Below are 23,207 nucleotides of genomic sequence, written 5' to 3'. Positions count from 1 at the left end.
TCTTGTCTTCCGTTCTCCTTGTTTGCGTTGGGATGGATGGGGGAGCGGGTCAACCGCGGTTCTGTGCGAACAGCGCGTCCAGCTTGGCTTCGTAGTCGTGGTAACCGATGCTGTCGTACAACTCCATGCGCGTCTGCATGGTGTCGACGACGTTCCGTTGCGTGCCATCGCGACGAATGGCAGCGTAGACGTTTTCCGCAGCCTTGTTCATCGCGCGGAATGCCGACAGCGGATACAGGATCATCGACACGCCGGCGGAGGCCAGCTCGTCGCGCGTGAACAGCGGCGTCTGGCCGAATTCGGTGATGTTGGCCAGCACCGGCACCTTCACCGCGTCGACGAACTTGCGGTACATCGACAGTTCCGTCATCGCCTCGGGAAAGATCGCGTCCGCGCCGGCTTCCACGCAGGCCACGGCGCGTTCCAGAGCGCGGTCGAACCCTTCCACGGCAAGCGCATCGGTGCGGGCCATGACGACAAAGTCGGCGTCGGTGCGCGCGTCGACGGCTGCCTTGATGCGATCGACCATCTCGTCCCTCGAGACGATTTCTTTGTTGGGCCGATGGCCGCAGCGCTTGGCGCCGACCTGGTCTTCGATGTGCATGGCCGCGGCGCCAAACTTGATGAGCGACTTGGTCGTGCGCGCCACATTGAAGGCGGAAGCGCCGAAGCCCGTGTCGACGTCCACCAGCAGCGGCACGTCACACACATCGGTGATGCGGCGGACGTCGGTCAGCACGTCGTCCAGCCCGGATATGCCGAGGTCAGGCAGGCCCAGCGAGCCTGCTGCCACGCCGCCGCCTGACAGGTAGATGGCGCGATAGCCGGCGCGCTTGGCCAGCAGCGCGTGGTTGGCGTTGATGGTGCCGACGATCTGCAGCGGCGATTCTTCGCCCAGCGCCTGGCGGAAGCGGGCGCCTGCGCTGGTTTGGGTGTTTGCCGTCATGGCGAATCTCCTCTCTATGCTCGTCACGCGAAGAACCGCGCGACGGCGTCGGCCGGCATTTCCACGCCGGTGGTGTGCGCGCGTTGCAGCACGGCCCACCAATAGCGATAGCTCGCGCGGTCATGCAGCCGGCCTTCGTGCTGGATCGGGCCCCACGAGGCATCCTGCGCAGCCGCAAGAATGGCGCCCGCGTGTGTCACTTCTTCGTGCGATGGGCGGAATGCGGAAACGATCGGCGCAATCTGGTCGGGATGGATGCTCCACTTGCGCAGATAGCCGAACTCGTTGCGGGCACGCGCGGCATCGGCGCCGGCGCGGTCCGGGTGCTTGATATCGGTGCTGACGTTGTGCGACGGCACCTTGCCGTGCGCGTGGCACGCGGCAGAAATCTCGGCAAGCGCGCGGCGGATCAGCGGATGTTCGAACTGCTCGGGCGAGCCCATCGCCGCGCCCGGAATCGCACCGTTGTGGGCGGAAACGAAATCCATGAGGCCGAAACTCAGGCATTCCACCTGCACCAGCGAGGCGATATCGAACACCTGTGCCAGCGCGCCATGCGTTTCGATCAGCACGTGAATCGGCAGGTGCCTCGCAATGCCGGCCGCCTTGGCCGCCTGGTTGACGCGATCGGTCACGCGCGCCACTTCCACGACGTCACGTACCTTCGGCACGGTCACGTAGGCGAGGCGGCGGCCGGCAAGGCCGACCAGGATGTCGACGTCTTGCGTCCACGCATCGTGGTTCGGATCGTGGATGCGCACGCCAACGCGGTTGAAGCGGTTGTCGTCGCTGTTGATGAGCGCGGCGGCCAGTTCGGCATGCGCGCGTTCCTGGCCGACGGCGGCGCCGTCTTCGCAGTCAAACGTGATGTCGAAAACCGGGCCAAGGGTTTGTTGCAGGGCGAGCGACTTGCGCATCAGTTTTTCTGCGCCTGCGTAGTGGTCGCAGACCGGCAGCTGGGCCGGCAGGGCATCGTCCTGGAACAAAACCTCGGTGGGGTGCACGGGGTGGTATCGGTTGGGCGGCGCGGTAACGCCTGCGTTTTGTTCGAAATGCAGATGTAAAAAAACCGGAGGGTTCGCTGCCGATCCGCTCCGGTTTCTTCTTTTAGATCATGCGGATCACAGCAGATGCTGCACGCCCGCACGCTCGCCTTCCAGCTCGTCGAGCGTGATCTTGATCTTGCCTTGGCTGTACTCGTCGATTTCCAGGCCTTCGACGATCTTGTACTTGCCGTTTTCCGTGGTGACCGGGAAGCCGAACATCACGTCCTTCGGAATGCCGTATTCGCCGTTCGACGGGATGCCCATCGTGACGATCTTGCCGTTGCTGCCGAGCACCCAGTCACGCACGTGGTCGATGGCGGCGTTGGCAGCCGAAGCAGCCGACGACAGGCCGCGCGCTTCGATGATGGCGGCGCCGCGCTTGCCAACGGTCGGCAGGAACACGTCGTTGTTCCACACCGGGTCGTTGATCATGTCCTTGACGCTCTTGCCGTCGATCGTGGCGTAGCGGTAGTCGGCGTACATCGTCGGGCTGTGGTTGCCCCACACGAACAGCTTTTCGATGCTCGACACCGGCTTGCCGGTCTTGGCGGCGATCTGCGACAGGGCGCGGTTGTGGTCCAGGCGCAGCATGGCGGTGAAGTTCTCGCGCGGCAGGTCCGGCGCCGACTTCATGGCGATGTAGGCGTTGGTGTTGGCCGGGTTGCCGACCACCAGCACCTTGACGTTGCGCGAGGCAACGGCGTTCAGTGCCTTGCCTTGCGCCGTGAAGATCTGGGCGTTGGCCGACAGCAGGTCTGCACGTTCCATGCCCGGACCGCGGGGGCGGGCGCCCACCAGCAGGGCCACGTCGACGTCCTTGAACGCGGTCATCGGGTCGGAGTGGGCTTCCATGCCGGCCAGCAGCGGGAAGGCGCAGTCTTCGATCTCCATCATCACGCCCTTGAGCGCCTTCTGGGCCTTCTCATCGGGGATTTCCAGCAGTTGCAGGATGACGGGTTGATCCTTGCCCAGCATTTCGCCGGCAGCGATGCGGAACAGCAGGGCGTAACCGATCTGTCCAGCAGCGCCGGTCACTGCGACGCGCATGGGTGCTTTTGCCATGAGAACTCTCCAAACGGTAGTGAAAGCGGATCGCACTGCGTGCGGCGCGCATCCCGGCGGGATGTCGGTGCAGCCTCGCAGGCATTGCCGGCAACGGTCGGCGCCTCGTGGGCGGTCGGCTCAGAATCGGCAAGAGCCTCGCAGTTTACTGCGTCCGCATGACGATGTGGAAACACACGTGCGATTGACCTTGGCGTCGTCGTGGCGTGTGTGTGGGCCGTCGCCCGGAACAGGCGCGAGTGTAGGTCGGGCCTCGCCGGAAAGTCAATGAATCTTCTGTCTTATATAAGACATAAGACATTCTATAAACGGGCTGGACGCCTTTGTCGCTTTTGTGGTGAAATCGGCGGTTATGTCGAGCACACCAAGCCCTCTATCCGCTGCGATGCCGCCTTCAAGCGGCGAAGGCGGCGCATCGCCCGCTTCTGCGGGCGGCGCGGGCGGCTCTCCCACGTTCAGTCCGCTGTATCAGCAGATCAAGACGCTGATCCTGCAAAGCTTGCAGGCGGGCGAGTGGAAGCCCGGCGAGATGATTCCCAGCGAAATGGAATTGGCCGCCCGCTACAAGGTCAGCCAGGGGACCGTGCGCAAGGCGATCGACGAATTGGCAGCCGAAAACCTCGTCGCGCGGCGCCAGGGCAAGGGCACCTTCGTTACCACGCACTACGAAGAAGGGGTGCAGTTCCGTTTCTTGCGCCTGATGCCGGAGCAGGGCGAACAGCACTATCCCAGCAGCCGTGTGCTGGAGTGCAAGCGCATGCGTGCCCCGGCCGAAATCGCGCGCCTGCTCGAGCTCAAGGCCGGCGACAGCGTCGTGCAGATCCGTCGCATCCTGTTCTTTTCGGGTGAGCCCACTGTGCTGGAAGAAATCTGGCTGCCGGGCGCCAGCTTCAAAGGGCTGACAGCTGAAAAGCTGACCGAGTGGAAGGGCCCGATGTACGCGTTCTTCGAGGCTGAATTCGGTGTGCGCATGTTGCGCGCCACCGAACGCCTCCGGGCAGTAGCTGCCGACGCGACCACGGCGGAGCTGCTGTCGGTGGCTGCAGAATCGCCGCTGCTCTCGGTGGAGCGCGTGTCGCATACGTTCGGCGATAAACCGGTGGAGATACGCCGTGGCCTGTACGTCACGACCCGGCATTACTACCAGAACGAACTGAATTGACGACCCGCCGCCAGGCCCGTTTTGTGCGGCCCTGTGATGCTTCGGTGGGTCTTGGTTTGTGCGTCGCGCAACAGCGTATTGCGCGTCATGAATGCAGCATAGAGAGGACAATCGGCCCCCGTATCACGCCACTGGCAGGCGAGGGCAGGAAGCACAAAAGTGGAGCGCGTCGCATGGAATTAATGGTGCGCTGCGCAACAAAAGCGCGCTAGAATCTCGCGGATTTGTGCAAAGCTGTTTTGTTTGTTGATTAGCCAATTGGGGTCTGACCATGGCAGAAGCCATCAAGAAAGCCAGGCCGGTATACAGGAACATCGGTTTGGGCGATATCGCCCGCTACCGCTTGCCCTGGGCCGGTAAGGTGTCCATCTTGCACCGTGCCAGCGGTGCGTTGATGTTCCTTCTTCTTCCGTTCGTGCTGTACTTGTTCGAACAAAGTCTCACATCGGAAATCAGTTTCGCCAAGTTTTCGGCGCTTCTGTCCAACGGCTTCGCCAAGGTCGTCATCCTCGCGCTCATTTGGGCCTACCTGCACCATTTCTGCGCCGGCGTTCGCTACCTGATCCTCGATCTGCATATCGGCATCGACAAGGCCTCGGCCTCGAAGTCGGCTGTGAGCGTGCTGATCGTCAGCCTGCTGCTGACCGTCGTGTTCGGCGCCAAGCTGTTCGGCCTGTTCTGAGGAGTCCCAGATGGCAAATAACAATATTGGTCCCAAGCGCCTCGTTGTCGGCGCGCACTACGGCCTGAAGGACTTCCTGGCGCAGCGCGTCACCGCCGTGATCATGGCGGTGTACACCGTCGTGCTGCTGGCGGCGTTCCTGCTCTCGAAAGACACGTCGTACCAAAGCTGGGCCGGCCTGTTCTCGAACCAGTGGATGAAGATGTTGACGTTCCTGGCGTTCGTGTCGCTCACGTATCACGCCTGGATCGGTGTCCGCGACATCTGGATGGACTACGTGAAGCCCGTGGCAGTGCGTTTGACGCTGCAAGTGTTGACGATTCTGTGGCTCGTCGGTTGTGCGGGCTACGCAGCTCAGATTCTCTGGAGGGTTTAAGACATGGTCGCAGTCAAGACTGGGCTGCCGCGCCGCAAATTCGACGTCGTGATCGTCGGTGCGGGCGGTTCGGGCATGCGCGCATCGCTGCAGCTGGCAGAAGCCGGCCTCTCCGTGGCCGTGCTATCCAAGGTTTTTCCCACCCGCTCGCACACCGTCGCGGCGCAGGGGGGTATCGGTGCTTCGCTGGGCAACATGAGCGAAGACAACTGGCACTATCACTTCTACGACACCGTCAAGGGTTCCGACTGGCTCGGCGACCAGGACGCGATCGAATTCATGTGCCGCCAGGCGCCGAACGTGGTCTATGAACTGGAACACTTCGGCATGCCGTTCGACCGCAACGCCGACGGCACCATCTACCAGCGTCCGTTTGGCGGTCACACGTCGAACTATGGCGAGAAGCCGGTGCAGCGTGCCTGCGCCGCGGCCGACCGTACCGGCCACGCACTGCTGCACACGCTGTATCAGCGTAACGTGCGGGCCAAGACCCACTTCTTCGTCGAATGGATGGCGCTGGATCTGATCCGCGATCAGGACGGCGACGTTCTGGGCGTGACGGCGCTCGAAATGGAAACCGGCGAGGTCTACATCCTCGAAGCCAAGACGACGCTGTTCGCCACGGGCGGTGCAGGCCGGATTTACGCAGCTTCCACCAACGCCTTCATCAACACCGGTGACGGCCTGGGCATGGCAGCGCGCGCAGGCGTCCCGCTGGAAGACATGGAGTTCTGGCAGTTCCACCCGACCGGCGTGGCCGGCGCGGGGGTGCTGATCACGGAAGGCGTGCGCGGCGAAGGCGGCATCCTGCGTAACAAGGATGGCGAGCGCTTCATGGAGCGCTATGCCCCGACGCTGAAGGATCTGGCGCCGCGTGACTTCGTGTCGCGCTCGATGGACCAGGAAATCAAGGAAGGCCGCGGCTGCGGCCCGAACGGCGACTACGTGCTGCTCGACCTGACCCACGTCGGCGCCGAGACCATCATGAAGCGTCTGCCGTCGATTCGCGAGATTGGCCTGAAGTTCGCCAACGTCGACGCCATCAAGGAACCGATTCCGGTGGTGCCGACCATCCACTACCAGATGGGTGGCATCCCGACGAACTATCACGGCCAGGTCGTGGTGCCGAAAAACGGCAACCCGAACGAGGTCATCAACGGCTTCTACGCGATCGGCGAATGCTCGTGCGTGTCGGTGCACGGCGCCAACCGCCTGGGCACGAACTCGCTGCTCGACCTGGTGGTGTTCGGCCGTTCGGCGGGCAACCACATCATTGCGCAGAACCTGAAGAACCGCGAGCACAAGCCGCTGCCGGCCGATGCTGCAGACCGCGCGCTGTCGCGCCTCGCCAAGCTCGATTCGTCCAGCTCGGGTGAATACGCGCAGGACGTCGCCAACGACATCCGCCGCAACATGCAGTCGCACGCTGGCGTGTTCCGTACGCAGAAGCTGATGGATGAAGGCGTCGAGCGCATCATGGAAGTGGCCGAGCGCGCTGGCAACATCCACCTGAAGGACAAGTCCAAGGTGTTCAACACCGCGCGCGTCGAAGCGCTGGAAGTGGCCAACCTGGTGGAAGTGGCAAAGGCGACGATGGTGTCGGCCGCCGCCCGCAAGGAATCGCGTGGTGCCCATGCCCACAGCGACTTCCCGAACCGCGACGACGAAAACTGGATGAAGCACTCGCTGTGGTACAGCGAAGGCAACCGCCTCGACTACAAGCCCGTGCAGTTGAAGCCGCTGTCGGTGGAATCGGTGCCGCCCAAGGCGCGTACGTTCTAACGGATAAGAAGGGCCCACAAAAATGAAGCGTATTTTTGAAGTCTATCGCTACGATCCGGACAAGGACGCAGCACCCCGCATGCAGACCTACGAGGTCGAACTCGACGGTCACGAGCGCATGCTGCTCGACGCGCTGGTCAAGCTGAAGAAGCTGGACGAGTCGATCGCGTTCCGTCGTTCGTGCCGTGAAGGCGTGTGCGGCTCCGACGCCATGAACATCAACGGCAAGAATGGTCTGGCCTGCCTGACCAACATGCGTGAGCTGCCCGAGAAGATCGTGCTGCGTCCGCTGCCGGGGCTGCCCGTGGTGCGCGACCTCATCGTCGACATGACGCAGTTCTTCAACCAGTACCACTCGATCAAGCCGTACCTGATCAACGACGAGCCGCCGCCGGAGAAGGAGCGTCTGCAGTCGCCGGAAGAGCGTGAAGAGCTTGACGGCCTGTACGAGTGCATTCTGTGCGCAAGCTGTTCGACGTCGTGCCCGTCGTTCTGGTGGAACCCGGACAAGTTCGTCGGCCCGGCCGGTCTGCTGCAGGCGTATCGTTTCATCGCTGACAGCCGCGACCAGGCCACCAGCGAGCGTCTGGACAATCTGGAAGATCCGTACCGCCTGTTCCGCTGCCACACCATCATGAATTGCGTCGATGTGTGCCCGAAGGGTCTGAACCCGACCAAGGCCATCGGCAAGATCAAGGAATTGATGGTGCGTCGCGCGGTGTAAGGCGCGAGTCAGGGCACTTTGGCATTGTGTGTCGCCGGAGCGGTTTCTCCGGCGACGCATTTTTAGGAAGTATGGTTGCTGTGAACACTCCGACGTTCTCCCATCAGTCCGATCCGCACAAGCGTGCCCGTTTGCGCTGGCGTGCCCGACGCGGCCTGCTTGAGAACGACATCATCGTCGAGCGCTTCTTCAACCGCTACGAGACGGAACTGTCAGACGACGACGTTGCCGCACTCTCGCAGTTGTTCGAGTTGCCCGACAACGACCTGATGGATCTCCTGCTTGCACGCAAGGAGCCGGAGGGCGAACTCGACGTGCCCCACATTCAGCACGTCCTGACCTTGCTGCGCTCGGTCTGAACCGGCGCGCGAGAGGTTGCCGCAAGACGAATCGGTCCAGCCGCCCCCGGCCGGCGCCCCTTGATCCGTCTGGCGGGAGTCTCCCGACTTCATTTTTATAAACAGCAGAGAAGGAAACCGACATGACGCCGTCCGAAGTGAAAGCCACCCTATCGTTTTCCGATGGCTCGCCCAGCGTCGAGCTGCCGATCTACAAGGGCACGGTTGGCCCGGACGTGATCGACATCCGCAAGCTGTACGGTCAGACGGGCAAGTTCACGTACGACCCCGGCTTCATGTCGACCGCGTCGTGCAATTCCAAGATCACCTACATCGATGGTGACAAGGGTGAGCTGCTGTACCGCGGCTACGCCATCGACGATCTGGCCAGCAAGTGCGATTTCATGGAAATCTGCTACCTGCTGCTGAAGGGCGAGCTGCCCAACGCCAAGCAGAAGGAAGAGTTCAACCATGTGGTGACGAATCACACCATGGTGCACGAGCAGATGCAGTTCTTCCTGCGCGGTTTCCGTCGTGACGCCCACCCGATGGCCGTGCTGACGGGCCTCGTTGGTGCCATGAGCGCGTTCTATCCGGACGCTGCCAACATCAACGACCCGCGCGAGCGTGAAATCTCGCAGATCCGCCTGATCGCCAAGCTGCCGACGCTGGTGGCCATGGCATACAAGTACAACATCGGCCAGCCGCTCATCTATCCGCAGAACGACCTGTCGTACACCGGTAACTTCATGCGCATGATGTTTGCCACGCCGTGCGAAGAATACAAGGTGAACCCGGTGCTGGAAAAGGCACTGGACCGCATCTTCATCCTGCATGCAGACCACGAGCAGAACGCCTCGACGTCGACGGTGCGTCTGGCAGGCTCGTCGGGCACCAACCCGATCGCTGCCATCGCTGCCGGTATCGCCTGCCTGTGGGGCCCGGCGCACGGCGGCGCGAACGAAGCTGCGCTGAACATGCTGGAAGAAATCGGTACCGTCGACAAGGTGCCCGAGTTCATCAAGCAGGTGAAGGACAAGAACAGCGGCGTGCGCCTGATGGGCTTCGGCCACCGCGTGTACAAGAACTACGACCCGCGCGCCAAGCTGATGCGCGAAACCTGCCACGAAGTGCTGAACGAGCTGGGTCTGCATAACGACCCGCTGTTCAAGCTGGCGATGGAGCTGGAAAAGATCGCCCTGGAAGACGAATACTTCGTCAGTCGCAAGCTGTACCCGAACGTCGACTTCTACTCGGGCATCGTGCAACGCGCGCTGGGCATCCCGACCTCGATGTTCACCTGTATCTTCGCGCTGGCCCGCTCGGTGGGCTGGATCTCGCAATGGGAAGAGATGATCACCGATCCGGAATACAAGATCGGCCGTCCGCGCCAGCTGTTCAACGGCGCAGCCACCCGCGAAGTGCCGTCGATCGACAAGCGCTAAGCAGGCTATTCGCCGTGCAGAAACCCCGCCCGGGAAACCGGCGGGGTTTTTTGTTGCGCGCCGTCTGAGGTGCCGGGAAAGGGCCTTCGCGAAATGGCGAAACCCCCTTTCGCCAGTGACGTCCGGCACCGAATGCACTGGGTGGCATAATCGATCACTCCCCACGAAACAGCTCGCGCAGCGGCCCTGAATTTCAAAAAAGGGCGCGTTGTGTACGGATCGCATCATGGCCAAGACGCTCTACGACAAACTTTGGGACGATCACGTCGTTCATACCGAAGAAGACGGCACGACCGTCCTCTACATCGATCGTCAACTGCTGCACGAAGTGACGAGCCCGCAGGCGTTCGAGGGCCTGAAGATGGCCGAGCGTCCGGTGTGGCGCATCAGCGCCAACCTGGCCGTGTCGGATCACAACGTTCCGACCACCGACCGCTCGCACGGCATTGCCGACCCGGTTTCCAAGCTCCAGGTCGACACGCTCGATGCCAACTGCGACAGCTACGGCATCACGCAATTCAAGATGAACGACAAGCGTCAGGGCATCGTGCACGTGATCGGGCCGGAGCAGGGCGCGACGCTGCCGGGCATGACGGTGGTCTGCGGTGACTCGCACACCAGCACGCACGGCGCATTCGGCGCGCTCGCGCATGGCATCGGCACGTCGGAAGTCGAGCACGTGCTGGCCACGCAAACGCTGCTCGCGAAGAAGAGCAAAAACATGCTCGTGAAGGTGGAAGGCACGCTGCCACGTGGCTGCACCGCCAAGGACATCGTGCTTGCCATCATCGGCAAGATCGGTACGGCCGGTGGTACGGGCTACGCGATGGAATTCGGCGGCTCGGCCATCCGTGCGCTGTCCATGGAAGGCCGCATGACGGTCTGCAACATGGCAATCGAAGGCGGCGCACGTGCCGGCATGGTCGCGGTCGACGATGTCACGCTCGAATACATCAAGGGCCGCCCGTTCGCGCCGCAGGGCGTCGAGTGGGAGCAGGCCATCGCCTACTGGCGCACGCTGCATTCTGACGAGGGTGCGCATTTCGATCAGGTGGTCGAGCTGCGTGCGGAAGAGATTCGCCCGCAGGTGAGCTGGGGCACGTCGCCGGAAATGGTGGTCAGCATTGAAGACCGCGTGCCGGATCCCGACAAAGAGAAAGACCCGAACAAGCGCAACGCCATGGAGCGCGCGCTCGAATACATGGGCCTGCAGCCGAACGTCGCCATCAGCGACATCAACATCGACAAGGTCTTCATCGGCTCGTGCACCAACAGCCGGATCGAAGACATGCGCGCCGCGGCGTGGGTCGTGCAGAAGCTGGGCAAGCGCATTGCCTCGAACGTGAAGCTGGCGATGGTCGTGCCGGGCTCGGGCCTCGTGAAGGAGCAGGCCGAGCGCGAAGGGCTCGACAAGATTTTCAAGGCGGCAGGCTTTGAGTGGCGCGAGCCGGGCTGCTCGATGTGTCTCGCCATGAACGCGGACCGCCTCGAGCCGGGCGAGCGCTGCGCGTCGACGTCCAACCGCAACTTCGAAGGCCGTCAGGGCGCGGGCGGCCGCACCCACCTGGTAAGCCCTGCGATGGCCGCTGCGGCTGCGCTGGAAGGCCACTTCGTCGACGTGCGCAAGCTCGCTTGAGCGGCAGGATAGAGAGAGCAATCATGGAACAATTCACCATCCACACCGGCCTCGTGGCCCCGCTCGACCGCGAGAACGTCGACACCGACGCCATCATTCCGAAGCAGTTCCTCAAGTCGATCAAGCGCACCGGCTTCGGCCCGAACCTGTTCGACGAGTGGCGCTACAAGGACGTGGGCGAGCCCGGCCAGGACAACAGCAAGCGACCGCTGAATCCGGACTTCGTGCTGAACCAGCCGCGTTACAAGGGCGCCTCGGTGTTGCTGGCGCGCAAGAACTTCGGCTGCGGCAGCTCGCGTGAGCACGCACCGTGGGCGCTGCAGCAGTACGGCTTCCGCGCCATCATCGCGCCGAGCTTTGCCGACATCTTCTTCAATAACTGCTTCAAGAACGGCCTGCTGCCGATCGTGCTGACGGAGTCGCAAGTCGACCATCTGTTCAACGAGACGCAAGCCTTTACGGGCTACCAGCTGACCGTCGATCTGGACAAGCAGGTCGTCGTCACGCCGGGCGGCACGGCATATCCGTTCGACATCACGGCGTTCCGAAAATACTGCCTGCTCAACGGCTTCGACGACATCGGCCTGACCTTGCGCTACGCCGACCAGATCAAGGCTTACGAAGCACAGCGCCTGGCCAAGATGCCGTGGCTCGCACACAAGCTCGTCGGCTGAGCGGATACCAGAACAACAAGGACAACCACATGACCAAGATTGCAGTGTTGCCGGGTGACGGCATTGGCAAGGAAATCGTCGCCGAGGCCGTGAAGGTGCTCAAGGTGCTGGGCCAGTCGTTCGAGATGGAATTCGCGCCCGTCGGCGGCGCCGGCTACGAGGCGAAGGGCCATCCGCTGCCGGAAGACACGCTCAAGCTCGCCAAGGAAGCTGATGCCATTCTTTTCGGCGCCGTGGGCGACTGGAAGTACGACACGCTGGCGCGCGAACTGCGCCCGGAGCAGGCCATCCTGGGCCTGCGCAAGCACCTGCAGCTGTTCGCCAATTTCCGTCCGGCGATCTGCTATCCCGAACTGGCCGGCGCGTCGAGCCTGAAGCCGGAGATCGTGTCCGGTCTCGATATCCTGATCGTGCGCGAACTGACCGGCGACATCTACTTCGGCCAGCCGCGGGGCGTGCGTGCCGCACCGGACGGTGTGTTCGCCGGCGCCCGCGAAGGTTTCGACACCATGCGCTACGCCGAGCCGGAAATCCGCCGCATCGCGCACGTCGCGTTCCAGGCTGCCGCCAAGCGCGGGAAGAAGCTGTGCAGCGTCGACAAGGCCAACGTGCTGGAGACGTTCCAGTTCTGGAAGGACATCGTCACCGACGTGCACAAGGAATACCCGGAAGTCGAGCTGTCGCACATGTACGTCGACAACGCGGCCATGCAGCTCGTCAAGGCGCCGAAGAACTTCGACGTGATCGTCACCGGCAACATGTTCGGCGACATCCTCTCGGATGAGGCAGCCATGCTGACCGGCTCGATCGGCATGCTGCCGTCGGCGTCGCTCGATGCGAACAACAAGGGCCTGTATGAGCCGTCGCACGGCTCCGCGCCGGACATCGCGGGCAAGGGCGTTGCCAACCCGCTGGCGACGATCCTGTCGGCCGCGATGATGCTGCGCTACTCGCTGAACAAGGCCGAGCAGGCCGATCGCATCGAAACCGCCGTCAAGAAGGTGCTGGCGCAGGGCTACCGGACCGGCGACATCCTGACGCCGGGTTGCAAGCAGGTCGGCACTGTCGAGATGGGCGACGCGGTCGTGGCTGCCTTGTAAATCAAAACAGGCGTTGCGGTGCCGTCACATGCGGTACCGCAATCGTCGTTTTTTCGGCGGACACATGCTGCAGTGCATTGTGTGACCGCCAAATCGTGTATATTTTTGCAGATGATCTCGATCGCGCTCCCCGTCCTCGTACTGGGCATTCTGGGCACCCTGGCTATCGCCGCCAGGGGCACCGCCGCGCGCGCTCGCATGACGCCTGTCGAGATTCGCACGACCACGAAAATCATTACCAAAAAAACGATCTCGTAGATCGTCCGTCGTGCCCGTTCGCCTTCCCCGCGCGGTCACGCCGGGCGACCGAGGCGGGGAAAATCACTAGAGGTTCACAATCATGAAGGTAGGTCTCGTCGGTTGGCGCGGCATGGTCGGTAGCGTGCTGATGCAGCGCATGCAGGAAGAAAAGGATTTCGACCTGATCGACACCGTGTTTTTCAGCACCAGCAACGCTGGCGGCAAGGCACCCGCATTCGCCAAGACGGATGCGCCTCTGGCCGACGCCAACGACATCGAAGCACTGAAGGCCTGCGACACGATCATCACGTGCCAGGGCGGTGACTACACGACCGAAGTCTTCCCGAAGCTGCGCGCTGCAGGCTGGAACGGCTACTGGATCGACGCCGCCTCGACGCTGCGCATGGAAGACGACGCCGTGATCGTGCTGGACCCCGTCAACCTGTCGCTCATCAAGAATGCGGTGGCGGCTGGCACAAAGAACTTCATCGGCGGCAACTGCACCAACTCCATCTTGCTGATGGGCGTGGGCGGCCTGTTCCGCGAAGATCTGGTCGAATGGGTCAGCTCGATGACCTACCAGGCGGCTTCGGGCGGTGGTGCGAACCACATGCGCGAACTGCTCAAGGGCATGGGCGTGATCCACGGCGCCGTGGCCGATGAGCTGGCCAATCCGGCTTCCGCCATCCTGGACATCGACCGCAAGGTTGCCAAGACGATCCGCGAAGACGTGCCGACGGAGTTCTTCCCGGCGCCGCTGGCCGGTGGCCTGATCCCGTGGATCGACAAGCAGCTCGACAACGGCCAGTCGAAGGAAGAGTGGAAGGGCCAAGCCGAGGTCAACAAGATCCTGGGCACGGCGCAGACGATTCCGGTCGATGGCCTGTGCGTGCGGATCGGCGCAATGCGCTGCCACAGCCTGGGGCTGACGCTCAAGCTCAAGCGCGACCTGCCGCTCGAAGAGATCGAACAGATCATCCGCTCGGGCAATCCTTGGGTGAAGTGGGTTCCGAACGATCGCAGCATCACCGAGAAGGAGCTGACGCCGGCTTCCATTACCGGTGGCCTGCAAATCGGCGTCGGCCGCGTGCGCAAGCTGAACATGGGGCCGGAGTATGTCAGCGCCTTCGTGATCGGTGATCAGCTCCTGTGGGGCGCTGCCGAGCCGCTGCGCCGTACGTTGCGTATCCTGCTGGGCAAGTGATTCGGGCTTTGCTTTCGTTGTCGGGCCGGGCATCGGCGGTCGTCGTTGCGGCTTGACAACAGAAAGTGCGCTTTTTCTGCCAACGCCGCGCGGCCTGCGCGGCGTTGTGCCATCTGGACGCCCACGCTCTGTAACGTTGGTACACAATAGCGGCCGGAACGCCGTCCGCCCATTCGTGGGGTGGACGGGGCACGGGGAAGGGTTAGCGCCACATGAAGCACGCGCATTCCGGGGGGTACGTCGGGTGCTTCAGAATCTCGCCAATTGTGTCGTTTTCATCAAAATTGACGGCGGTTCTTAACCAGCACTTCACTTTTTGGGTGAACTTGCTGCGCTAACTCGTTGATGTTAAGTTCGTTTGCACATTAAAAGATAACGGAGTCGAAGGTGAGGGTGAGCCAATACCGCCGGAGAGAATCGTCCCATCGCAGTCCTCGCTGGTCGGCCGTCGCGTTTGCTGCGGCGAGCCTGCTGTTGATCCAGCCTGCTGCGCAAGCGGCCGGTTTCGGCGCGCTGCACGTGCGTTCCAGCCTCGGCCAGCCGCTGCAGGCCGAGATCGATCTGACCGGCGTGACGCCCGAAGAGGCGCAAAATCTGGTCGCCAAACTGGCTGCGCCAGATGCGTATTCGCGGGCTGGGCTGACTTACAACCCGATCGTCTCCTCGCTGCGTGCCTCGCTGGAACGCCAGTCGAATGGCAACTACGTTGTGCGTCTGCGCTCGACGCAGCCCGTCGCCGAGCCGTTCGTTGATGTTCTGGTTGACCTGAACTGGGCGAGCGGCCACGTTTCGCGCGCCTATACGTTCCTGCTGGACCCGGTCGGCTCCAGCAATACCGCACAGAATTTCGCGCCGACGCCGGTTGTGCAGGCCACGACGCCGGGTGCCGCTGAATCGGCGCCTGCTGCTTCGACCGCCCAACCGCAAGCGGCAGCTTCGACTCCAACTGCGCCGGCACCGACCCGCCAGCCTCGCGCCGCTCGCCAAGCCTCGCGCGCTCAGCAAGCCGCTCCCGCAGCCGCCGCACCGGACGCTACCCCGGGCGGCTCGTACACCGTGCAGCGCGGCGATAGCCTGTACGACGTGGCATCGACGGCCGCTCAAGGTCAGGAGGCCGTGTCGCTCGACCAGATGCTGCTGGCGCTGTACCGCAACAACCCCAACGCCTTCATTGGCGGCAACATCAACCGGCTGCGTACCGGCTCGGTGCTGAAGGTGCCGTCGCAGGCCGAAGCGCAGAAAACGCCAGCGCGTGAAGCGCGCCGCGAAGTCATTGCGCAAACGTCTGGCTTTGCCGGCTACCGCAACCGCCTGGCAACGGCAGCTGAAGCCAACGCAGCCACGGACACCGATTCCGCCCGCCAGCAGAGCGGCAGCGTGTCGGCCCGCGTGCAGGATCAGGCCACGCCGGCTGCCAGCGCTCGTGACGAACTGCGTCTGTCCAAGGCAGACCGTACCGGCAAGGCTGGTGCGGCAGCCGCCCGCGACGAGGAACTCGTCGCCAAGGAGCGCGCGCTCAAGGAAATGGAATCGCGCGTTGCGCAGTTGGAGAAGAATCTCTCCGACATGCAGCGCCTGGTCGAATTGAAGAACGCTGAGCTGGCCAAGGCCGCCAGCGCCGCCAAGCCTGCCGCTGGTGCTGCGCCGTCGACTGCCGCGCCTGCAGTGGCTGCGGCCAATGCGCCGGCTCCCGCGCCGGCATCGTCAGCGCCGGCTCCTGCTGCCGCTGCACCGGCAGAGACGGCTGCTGCTGCACCGGCTTCCTCGACGACGGCTGCGACGGCAGCTTCCGCGCCGGAAGCGGCGTCGGCGCCGGTGGCGGCAGCCTCGGCACCGCAGGCTGCCAGCGCACCGGTAGCCGCTGCGTCGGCGCCAGCTGCCGCGCCGAAGAAGGCGCCTGTAGTGGTGGCCCCGCCGCCGCCGATCCAGGAGGAATCCTTCTTCTCGTCGCTGCTGGCCAATCCGATGGCTCTGGGCCTGGGCGGCCTGGTGGTCGCCCTGCTGGGTGGCTTGGTGGTGTATCGCCGTCGTCAGCAGAAACCCGAGCAGGCACATGGCTTCCAGGACAGCCTGCTGTCACAGGAAAGCACGGTGATGGCTGGGGCCAACTCGCTGTTTGGTGCAGCCGGCGGTCAAAGCGTCGACACCTCGCAGCACAGCGTGTTCGGTGCGGACTTCCGCATTGGCGGCGGCAACGAGAGCAACGAGGTCGATCCGATCGCCGAAGCCGATGTCTACATCGCCTACGGCCGCGACGTACAAGCCGAAGAAATCCTGCGCGAGGCACTGGAACAACATCCGGAGCGCCAAGCCATTCGCCTGAAGTTGATGGAAATTTACGCCAATCGTCAGGACGCTCACGGCTTCCAGACGATTGCTGAAGAGATGCTGGCGCAAGTTGGCGCGTCCTCGCCGGAATGGGCGGAGGCTGCCGCAATGGGCCGCAAGTTTGATCCGGCCAACCCGCTGTATCTGACGGTGCAGGGTGATGGAAGCCATCCGGGTGCCGAAGCGCACGCAGAGCCCAGCCACGCAGGTGCCGCGGTTGCAGGCGCCGCTGCGCTGGCAGGTGTGGGCGCAGCGGTGGCCGCCGAAGCCTTCAGCCCGACGGTGACGGGGCAGACCACCCGCCGCGGTGACGACTGGACGACGCTGTCGCCCGATCTGGACCCGTCGGCCCCATCGACGAAGGCACCGCAACTGGCCGGTTTCGATCTGCCGCTGGAGTCGTTCCCTGCGCCCGCAGCGGGCGAGCCAATCACCGCGCCGGAAGAGGCCTCGGACATCTTCAAGGTGCATGTCGAACCTGAAGCCGATCTGCCGCAGTTCAACGCGCACGCTGGCGAGGCTTATCAGCCTGTTGCCGCGCCGCCGCTGCATATGGATCTGTCGGACCTGTCGCTCGACTTGAATCCGACGCCGCCCGCGGCGGAAACGGCGGCGCCGGCAGCATCTGCCGCTGCCGAGGAAGGCCTGCCGAGCTGGGCGCAGCCGACCGATCTGTCGCAGGCTCCGATGCACTTCGAATCCGAGCCGCATCATGCAGAGCACGCCGAGGTTGCCAACGACGAGCCGCAATCGGCCATCCGCCTGGACACCAACCTGCCGCACACGCTGTCCGGCGAGCATGGTGCCGACGGGGTGCGCGATCTGCAGATCAAGTTCGATCTGGCCAAGGCCTACATCGAGATTGGCGACAAGGAAGGCGCTCGCGAACTGCTGCAGGAAGTGCTGGACCTGGGCGATCCGTCGTTCCACGCCGAGGCGCAAGCCTTGATGCGCCAGATCGGCTGACGCACCGCGTTCTACGCCATCGGCAGCGCCGGCAGGGTGGTATCCTGCCGGCGTTTTTCTTTCCGCATGAGGATTCACACGGCATGACGCGCATCGCGCTTGGCATCCAGTACGACGGTGCCGCGTTTTCGGGTTGGCAATCGCAGCCGCACGGCAATACCGTGCAGGACGCGCTGGAGGCGGCGCTGCGGCAGTTTGCAGGCGTGGCGTTGCCGACCACGGTGGCCGGCCGCACCGATGCCGGTGTGCATGCGCTGGGCCAGGTGGTCCATCTGGATACCAACCTCGTGCGCGAACCGTTTTCGTGGGTGCGTGGAACCAACGCCTTTCTGCCGCCGACGGTGGCCGTGCGATGGGCGCAGGAGATGCCGGAAGATTTCCACGCACGTTTCTCCGCGCATCGCCGCACCTATTACTACGCACTGACCTTTGGCCCGACGCGGGCACCGCTGCTCGAAGACAAGGCCGGCTACGTGATGCTACCGCCCGGTCAATCCCTTGACGTGGCAGCCATGAACGAGGCGGCCCAGGTGCTGGTTGGCGAGCACGATTTCTCGTCGTTTCGCGCGGCCGAATGCCAAGCCAAGTCGCCCGTCAAAACGATGTATTCAGTCGAAGTGCGAGGCGAGGGCGAATGGGTGTTCGTGCGCATTCGCGGGAGCGCGTTCCTGCACCACATGGTGCGCAACATCATGGGCTGCCTGGTGGCAATCGGGCGCGGCCGCCAGCCGGTGTCCTGGATGGGCGATGTGCTGGCCGCCCGCAGCCGCGTGGCCGCTGCGCCGACCTTCATGCCCGACGGTCTGTATCTGGCCGAGGTCGGCTATCCTGATGCTTTCTCGTTGCCGGCGTCTCCGGCATCGTCCAGCCTGTTTCGCGGCGTGTTCGACGAGCACGCCGGCCTCTGAATTCCGCTTCCGCCATGCCGTTGCACCGTACCCGTATCAAGCTGTGCGGCCTGACCCAGCCGGCCGACGTCGACCACGCAGTCGCGCTCGGCGCCGACGCGATCGGGCTGGTGTTCTATCCGCCCAGCCCCCGTTACGTCGCCATCGAACGCGCCGCTGAGCTGGCGCGCCGCGCTGGTCCGTTCGTCACCGTGACGGGCCTGTTCGTCAACGCCACCGCGGATGACGTGGCGCGCGTGCTCGACCAAGTGCCGCTGACGTTGCTTCAATTCCACGGTGACGAGCCGGCGGAGTTGTGCGCCGAGATTGCCGGGAAGGTCGGGCTGCCGTGGCTGCGCGCCCTGCGTGTTCAGCCGGGGGCCGATTTGGTAGAATTCGCGGATCGGTTTGCCGCTGCCCAAGGGTTGCTGCTCGACGCATTTGTTGAGGGGTATGGCGGTGGCGGCCACGTCTTCGACTGGACCCTCATTCCTCCGCAATGGCTCCCGCAATCGCCATCCTTGCCAACCACAAGCGCCGCTCCTCGGCTCGTTTTGAGTGGTGGGTTGAGCGCGCAAAACGTCGCTGGCGCGATTGAACGCGTGCGGCCTTACGCTGTTGACGTCAGCAGCGGAATCGAAGCCGCACGGGGCGTGAAAGATCACGCCCGGATGACCGCATTTGTGCGTGCGGTCCGCGAGGCCGATGCAGCCCTGGGCGCATCGGTTCAGGCCTGAGCCGATCCGGCAGGTCTTTCGCGACACACGCCTTTCTGAATATCTCCGCCGACACGGCTGCACCCTGACCTCGGCGGACGCCTCGAGAGATTGCCATGTACAACCTGCCCGACGCCCACGGCCATTTCGGCCCCTACGGCGGCACCTTCGTTGCGGAGACGCTGTCCCACGCGCTCGATGAACTGCGCGATGCCTATGCGCGTTACCAGCACGATCCAGAGTTCATCAAGGAATACGAATACGAGCTGAAGCATTTCGTTGGCCGTCCGTCGCCGATCTATCATGCACGCCGCCTGACCGAACACTGCGGCGGTGCGCAGATCTACCTCAAGCGCGAAGACCTGAACCACACCGGCGCGCACAAGGTGAACAACGTGATTGGCCAGGCGCTGCTGGCTCGCCGCATGGGCAAGCCGCGCGTGATTGCCGAAACGGGCGCGGGCCAGCACGGTGTTGCCACCGCCACGATTGCGGCGCGCTACGGCATGGAATGCGTCGTCTACATGGGCAGCGAGGACGTGCGCCGCCAAGCCGCGAACGTCTACCGCATGAAGCTGCTGGGCGCGACCGTGGTGCCGGTGGAATCGGGCTCGCGCACGCTCAAGGATGCGCTGAACGAAGCCATGCGGGACTGGGTGACCAACGTGGCCGACACCTTCTACATCATCGGCACGGTGGCGGGCCCGCACCCGTATCCGATGATGGTGCGCGACTTCCAGGCCGTGATCGGCGAGGAATGCAAGGTGCAGATGCCCGAGATGACCGGACGCCAGCCGGACGCCGTGATCGCCTGCGTGGGCGGTGGCTCCAACGCCATGGGCATCTTCTATCCGTACATCGACCACGCCGACGTCAAGCTGATCGGCGTGGAGGCGGCGGGCGAGGGCATCGAGACCGGCCGCCACGCCGCATCGCTCACGGGCGGCTCCCCGGGCGTGCTGCACGGCAACCGCACCTATCTGCTGCAGGATGAAGACGGCCAGATCATCGAGACGCATTCGATTTCGGCGGGGCTCGATTACCCGGGCGTCGGTCCGGAGCACGCCTGGTTGAAGGACGTGCAGCGCGCGGAATACGTCGGTATTACCGACAAGGAGGCGCTGCAGTCCTTCCATGACCTGTGCCGCATGGAGGGCATCATCCCGGCGCTGGAATCGAGCCATGCGCTGGCGTATGCGTGCAAGCTGGCACCGACGCTGCCGAAGGACAAGATCCTGCTCGTGAACCTGTCCGGCCGTGGCGACAAGGACATGCATACCGTCGCTGAACTCTCCGGCATCCAACTCTAACGGCACTGGCACACGCATGACCGAGCGCGCCATCGACGGCATCTTCAACGAGGACTGCATTACCGGGGTCGGGCATCTGGCCGACGGCAGTGTGGACCTCGTCATCGCCGATCCGCCGTACGGGCTGGGCAAGGATTACGGCAACGATTCCGACAAGCTGTCGGGCGATGCTTACCTCGCCTGGTCCGAACGCTGGATCGATGCGGTGCGGCCCAAGCTGGCGCGCAACGGATCGCTCTACCTGTTCTGCACGTGGCAATACGCGCCGGAACTGTTCGTGATGCTCAAGCGACGCCTCACGATGGTCAACGAGATCATCTGGGACCGCCGCGTGCCGAGCATGGGCGGCAGCACGCGCAAGTTCTCGTCGGTGCACGACAACATCGGCTTTTTTGCCGCTTCGCGCGATTACTACTTCGATGTCGATGCCGTGCGCATTCCGTACGACGCCGAAACGAAGAAGGCGCGCAGCCGCAAGCGTTTCGAGGGCAAGAAGTGGCTGGAAGTCGGCTACAACCCGAAGGACGTGTGGAGCGTGTCGCGCCTGCACCGGCAAGACCCGGAGCGCGCCGAGCATCCGACGCAGAAGCCGCTGGAGCTGGTGGAACGCATGATCCTGGCAAGCTGCCCGCCGGGCGGCCTGGTGCTGGACCCGTTCTTGGGCAGCGGCACCACGGCGGCCGCGTGTGCAAGGCTTGGCCGCCGTTTCGCCGGCTTCGAGATCAACGCCGACTATTGCCGCGTGGCGCGCGAACGGGTCACTGCTGTGCATGCCGCCGCTGACGCCAACGCCCAACCGACTGAATCGCAGGCGCCTGAGACCATCAAGGTCGCCTGAAACCTGATCCCCCTATGTCCCGCATTGCTCAAACCTTTTCGCAACTGTCCGCACAGGGCCGCAAGGGCCTGATTCCGTTCATCACGGCCGGCGATCCGTATCCCGAGATGACCGTTGACCTGATGCACGCGCTGGTCAAGGGCGGCTCCAACGTCATCGAACTGGGCGTGCCGTTTTCCGACCCGATGGCCGATGGCCCGGTGATCCAACGTGCGTCCGAGCGCGCATTGGCGAAGAAGGTTGGCCTGCGCACGGTGCTGGAGTATGTGCGTGTTTTCCGCACCACCGACTCGACGACGCCCGTGGTGCTCATGGGTTATGCCAATCCGATCGAGCGGATGGGCGTGGATGGCTTTGCCAAGGCGGCATCCGAAGCGGGCGTGGACGGCGTTCTCGTGGTCGACTACCCGCCGGAAGAGTGCGAAGCCTTTGCCAAGACCATGCGCGCCGCCGGCATCGATCCGATCTTCCTGCTGGCGCCCACGTCCACGGAAGCACGCATCGCGCAGATCGCCCGCGTGGCGAGCGGCTACATCTACTACGTTTCGCTCAAGGGCGTGACGGGTGCGGCCACCATCGATCTGGACGCGGTGGCTGCACGCATCCCGCAAATCCGCCAGCACGCGCGGCTGCCGGTGGGTGTCGGTTTTGGCATCCGTGATGCGGCAACGGCACGTGCGATCAGTGGTGTTGCGGATGCGGTGGTCATCGGATCCCGCATTGTGCAATTGTTGGAGGAGGCTCCTCGCGAACAAGCGGTACAATACTTGACTGATTTCATCGCGGAGATCCGCCAGGCGTTGGACGCCTGATCTGCGCGACACTGCATTCAAGGAGCACGCATGAGCTGGCTGGACAAACTGCTTCCGCCCAAGATCCAACAGACCGACCCGTCGCAGCGCAAGGGCATTCCGGAAGGCCTCTGGGTCAAATGCCCGGCTTGCGAGTCGGTGCTGTATCGGACCGACGTCGAGGCCAACCTGCACGTCTGCCCGAAGTGCGACCACCACATGCGCATCGGCGCTCGCGCCCGCCTGGACGCACTGCTGGACGCCGAAGGCCGCTATGAGCTGGGCCAGGAGATCCTCCCGGTCGACGCGCTGAAGTTCAAGGACAGCAAAAAGTACCCCGACCGCATCAAGGCCGCCATGGACAACACCGGCGAGACCGATGCCATGGTCGTGCTGGGCGGCGCCATCCATGCGCTGCCGGTGGTGGTGGCCTGCTTCGAGTTCGAATTCATGACGGGCTCGATGGGCTCGGTGGTGGGCGAGCGTTTCGCGCGCGGCGCGCAGATGGCGCTGGAACAGAAGGTGCCGTTCATCTGCGTGACGGCCTCGGGCGGTGCGCGCATGCAGGAAAGCCTGCTGTCGCTCATGCAAATGGCCAAGACCACCGCGATGGTCCAGAAGCTGGCCGAAGCCAAGCTCCCGTTCATCAGCGTGCTGACCGATCCGACGACGGGCGGTGTGTCCGCCAGCTTCGCCTTCATGGGCGACGTGGTGATCGCAGAGCCCAAGGCCATGATCGGCTTTGCCGGCCCCCGCGTGATCGAGCAGACCGTGCGCGAGAAGCTGCCGGAAGGCTTCCAGCGCGCCGAGTTCCTGCTGCAGAAGGGCGCCATCGACATGATCGTCGACCGCCGTAACATGCGCCGCGAGATCGCCGAGCTTCTGGCGCTCTTGCAGAAGCAACCTGCCGACGCACTGGCCTGATGCTGCACATCTGTTGAACCGAAGCGCGGG

The 23,207-nt window shown here is 63.7% G+C and carries 22 protein-coding genes; 19 read left to right on the top strand and 3 right to left on the bottom strand.

The genetic code is table 11. The features are described from left to right. Nucleotides 1-49: 49 nt before the first annotated feature. The 3 genes from prpB to R2669_RS06980 form a co-directional block, all read right to left on the bottom strand. Nucleotides 50-946, bottom strand: a complete 897-nt coding sequence (gene prpB, locus R2669_RS06990; protein ID WP_316899379.1) for a methylisocitrate lyase — start codon at nucleotides 944-946, stop codon at nucleotides 50-52. A 23-nt stretch (nucleotides 947-969) separates the two neighbouring features. Then, the gene (locus R2669_RS06985) at nucleotides 970-1,950 is read right to left on the bottom strand and encodes an HpcH/HpaI aldolase/citrate lyase family protein (RefSeq protein WP_147214248.1); all 981 of its coding nucleotides are present in this window, start codon (nucleotides 1,948-1,950) and stop codon (nucleotides 970-972) included. 117 nt (nucleotides 1,951-2,067) lie between these two features. Continuing rightward, nucleotides 2,068-3,054, bottom strand: a complete 987-nt coding sequence (locus R2669_RS06980; RefSeq protein WP_027681079.1) for a malate dehydrogenase — start codon at nucleotides 3,052-3,054, stop codon at nucleotides 2,068-2,070. Between the two features lie 352 nt (nucleotides 3,055-3,406). Between R2669_RS06980 and R2669_RS06975 the strand changes: the two genes are divergently transcribed. The 19 genes from R2669_RS06975 (at nucleotide 3,407) to accD (ending at nucleotide 23,177) form a co-directional block, all read left to right on the top strand. Beyond that, nucleotides 3,407-4,216 carry a GntR family transcriptional regulator gene (locus tag R2669_RS06975; RefSeq protein ID WP_316873342.1) on the top strand — a complete coding sequence of 270 codons (810 nt, stop codon included), beginning with the start codon at nucleotides 3,407-3,409 and terminating at the stop codon, nucleotides 4,214-4,216. 271 nt (nucleotides 4,217-4,487) lie between these two features. Continuing rightward, entirely contained in the window at nucleotides 4,488-4,898 is a 411-nt protein-coding gene (sdhC, locus tag R2669_RS06970) for a succinate dehydrogenase, cytochrome b556 subunit (RefSeq protein ID WP_316873343.1), read from the top strand. Nucleotides 4,899-4,908: 10 nt separating this feature from the next. Then, complete coding sequence (gene sdhD, locus R2669_RS06965) at nucleotides 4,909-5,274, top strand: succinate dehydrogenase, hydrophobic membrane anchor protein (protein ID WP_004637532.1); 366 nt, start codon at nucleotides 4,909-4,911, stop codon at nucleotides 5,272-5,274. A 3-nt stretch (nucleotides 5,275-5,277) separates the two neighbouring features. Then, a complete protein-coding gene (sdhA, locus tag R2669_RS06960) occupies nucleotides 5,278-7,056 on the top strand; it encodes a succinate dehydrogenase flavoprotein subunit (RefSeq protein WP_147214246.1) in 1,779 nt (592 codons plus the stop codon). Between the two features lie 22 nt (nucleotides 7,057-7,078). Further along, nucleotides 7,079-7,780, top strand: a complete 702-nt coding sequence (locus tag R2669_RS06955; RefSeq protein ID WP_009241007.1) for a succinate dehydrogenase iron-sulfur subunit — start codon at nucleotides 7,079-7,081, stop codon at nucleotides 7,778-7,780. A 71-nt stretch (nucleotides 7,781-7,851) separates the two neighbouring features. Further along, nucleotides 7,852-8,139, top strand: a complete 288-nt coding sequence (locus R2669_RS06950; RefSeq protein ID WP_009241006.1) for an FAD assembly factor SdhE — start codon at nucleotides 7,852-7,854, stop codon at nucleotides 8,137-8,139. A gap of 122 nt (nucleotides 8,140-8,261) precedes the next feature. Further along, a complete protein-coding gene (gltA, locus tag R2669_RS06945; RefSeq protein ID WP_316873345.1) occupies nucleotides 8,262-9,563 on the top strand; it encodes a citrate synthase in 1,302 nt (433 codons plus the stop codon). A 226-nt stretch (nucleotides 9,564-9,789) separates the two neighbouring features. Beyond that, nucleotides 9,790-11,199, top strand: coding sequence for a 3-isopropylmalate dehydratase large subunit (leuC, locus tag R2669_RS06940; protein WP_316899377.1), 1,410 nt, complete (start codon nucleotides 9,790-9,792; stop codon nucleotides 11,197-11,199). A gap of 23 nt (nucleotides 11,200-11,222) precedes the next feature. After that, entirely contained in the window at nucleotides 11,223-11,873 is a 651-nt protein-coding gene (leuD, locus tag R2669_RS06935; protein ID WP_027681084.1) for a 3-isopropylmalate dehydratase small subunit, read from the top strand. Nucleotides 11,874-11,902: 29 nt separating this feature from the next. Next, nucleotides 11,903-12,973, top strand: a complete 1,071-nt coding sequence (gene leuB / locus R2669_RS06930; RefSeq protein ID WP_316889486.1) for a 3-isopropylmalate dehydrogenase — start codon at nucleotides 11,903-11,905, stop codon at nucleotides 12,971-12,973. 81 nt (nucleotides 12,974-13,054) lie between these two features. Further along, nucleotides 13,055-13,231 (top strand): hypothetical protein, encoded by a 177-nt coding sequence (locus tag R2669_RS06925; protein WP_316899375.1) that lies wholly within the window; start codon nucleotides 13,055-13,057, stop codon nucleotides 13,229-13,231. Nucleotides 13,232-13,313: 82 nt separating this feature from the next. After that, nucleotides 13,314-14,417: an aspartate-semialdehyde dehydrogenase gene (gene asd / locus R2669_RS06920; protein WP_147214244.1), complete on the top strand. Its 1,104-nt coding sequence runs from the start codon at nucleotides 13,314-13,316 to the stop codon at nucleotides 14,415-14,417. A gap of 387 nt (nucleotides 14,418-14,804) precedes the next feature. After that, complete coding sequence (gene tapV, locus R2669_RS06915) at nucleotides 14,805-17,711, top strand: FimV/HubP family polar landmark-like protein TapV (protein ID WP_316899373.1); 2,907 nt, start codon at nucleotides 14,805-14,807, stop codon at nucleotides 17,709-17,711. An 83-nt stretch (nucleotides 17,712-17,794) separates the two neighbouring features. Then, complete coding sequence (gene truA, locus R2669_RS06910; protein WP_316899372.1) at nucleotides 17,795-18,619, top strand: tRNA pseudouridine(38-40) synthase TruA; 825 nt, start codon at nucleotides 17,795-17,797, stop codon at nucleotides 18,617-18,619. After that, a complete protein-coding gene (locus R2669_RS06905; protein WP_316899968.1) occupies nucleotides 18,616-19,335 on the top strand; it encodes a phosphoribosylanthranilate isomerase in 720 nt (239 codons plus the stop codon). Before truA ends, R2669_RS06905 begins: the two co-directional genes overlap by 4 nt. 95 nt (nucleotides 19,336-19,430) lie before the next feature. Further along, entirely contained in the window at nucleotides 19,431-20,624 is a 1,194-nt protein-coding gene (trpB, locus tag R2669_RS06900) for a tryptophan synthase subunit beta (RefSeq protein WP_316889482.1), read from the top strand. Nucleotides 20,625-20,640: 16 nt separating this feature from the next. After that, nucleotides 20,641-21,462, top strand: coding sequence for a DNA-methyltransferase (locus R2669_RS06895; protein WP_316889480.1), 822 nt, complete (start codon nucleotides 20,641-20,643; stop codon nucleotides 21,460-21,462). A gap of 14 nt (nucleotides 21,463-21,476) precedes the next feature. Beyond that, nucleotides 21,477-22,274: a tryptophan synthase subunit alpha gene (trpA, locus tag R2669_RS06890; protein ID WP_316899370.1), complete on the top strand. Its 798-nt coding sequence runs from the start codon at nucleotides 21,477-21,479 to the stop codon at nucleotides 22,272-22,274. 30 nt (nucleotides 22,275-22,304) lie between these two features. Further along, nucleotides 22,305-23,177 carry an acetyl-CoA carboxylase, carboxyltransferase subunit beta gene (gene accD / locus R2669_RS06885; protein WP_124383612.1) on the top strand — a complete coding sequence of 291 codons (873 nt, stop codon included), beginning with the start codon at nucleotides 22,305-22,307 and terminating at the stop codon, nucleotides 23,175-23,177. The last annotated feature ends 30 nt before the right edge of the window (nucleotides 23,178-23,207 follow it).

The organism is Ralstonia edaphi, from assembly GCF_958350185.1.
Taxonomy (GTDB): Bacteria; Pseudomonadota; Gammaproteobacteria; order Burkholderiales; family Burkholderiaceae; genus Ralstonia; species Ralstonia edaphi.
The sequence above is the reverse complement of the archived record's forward strand: the minus strand, read 5'-3'. Positions and strand labels throughout refer to the sequence as shown.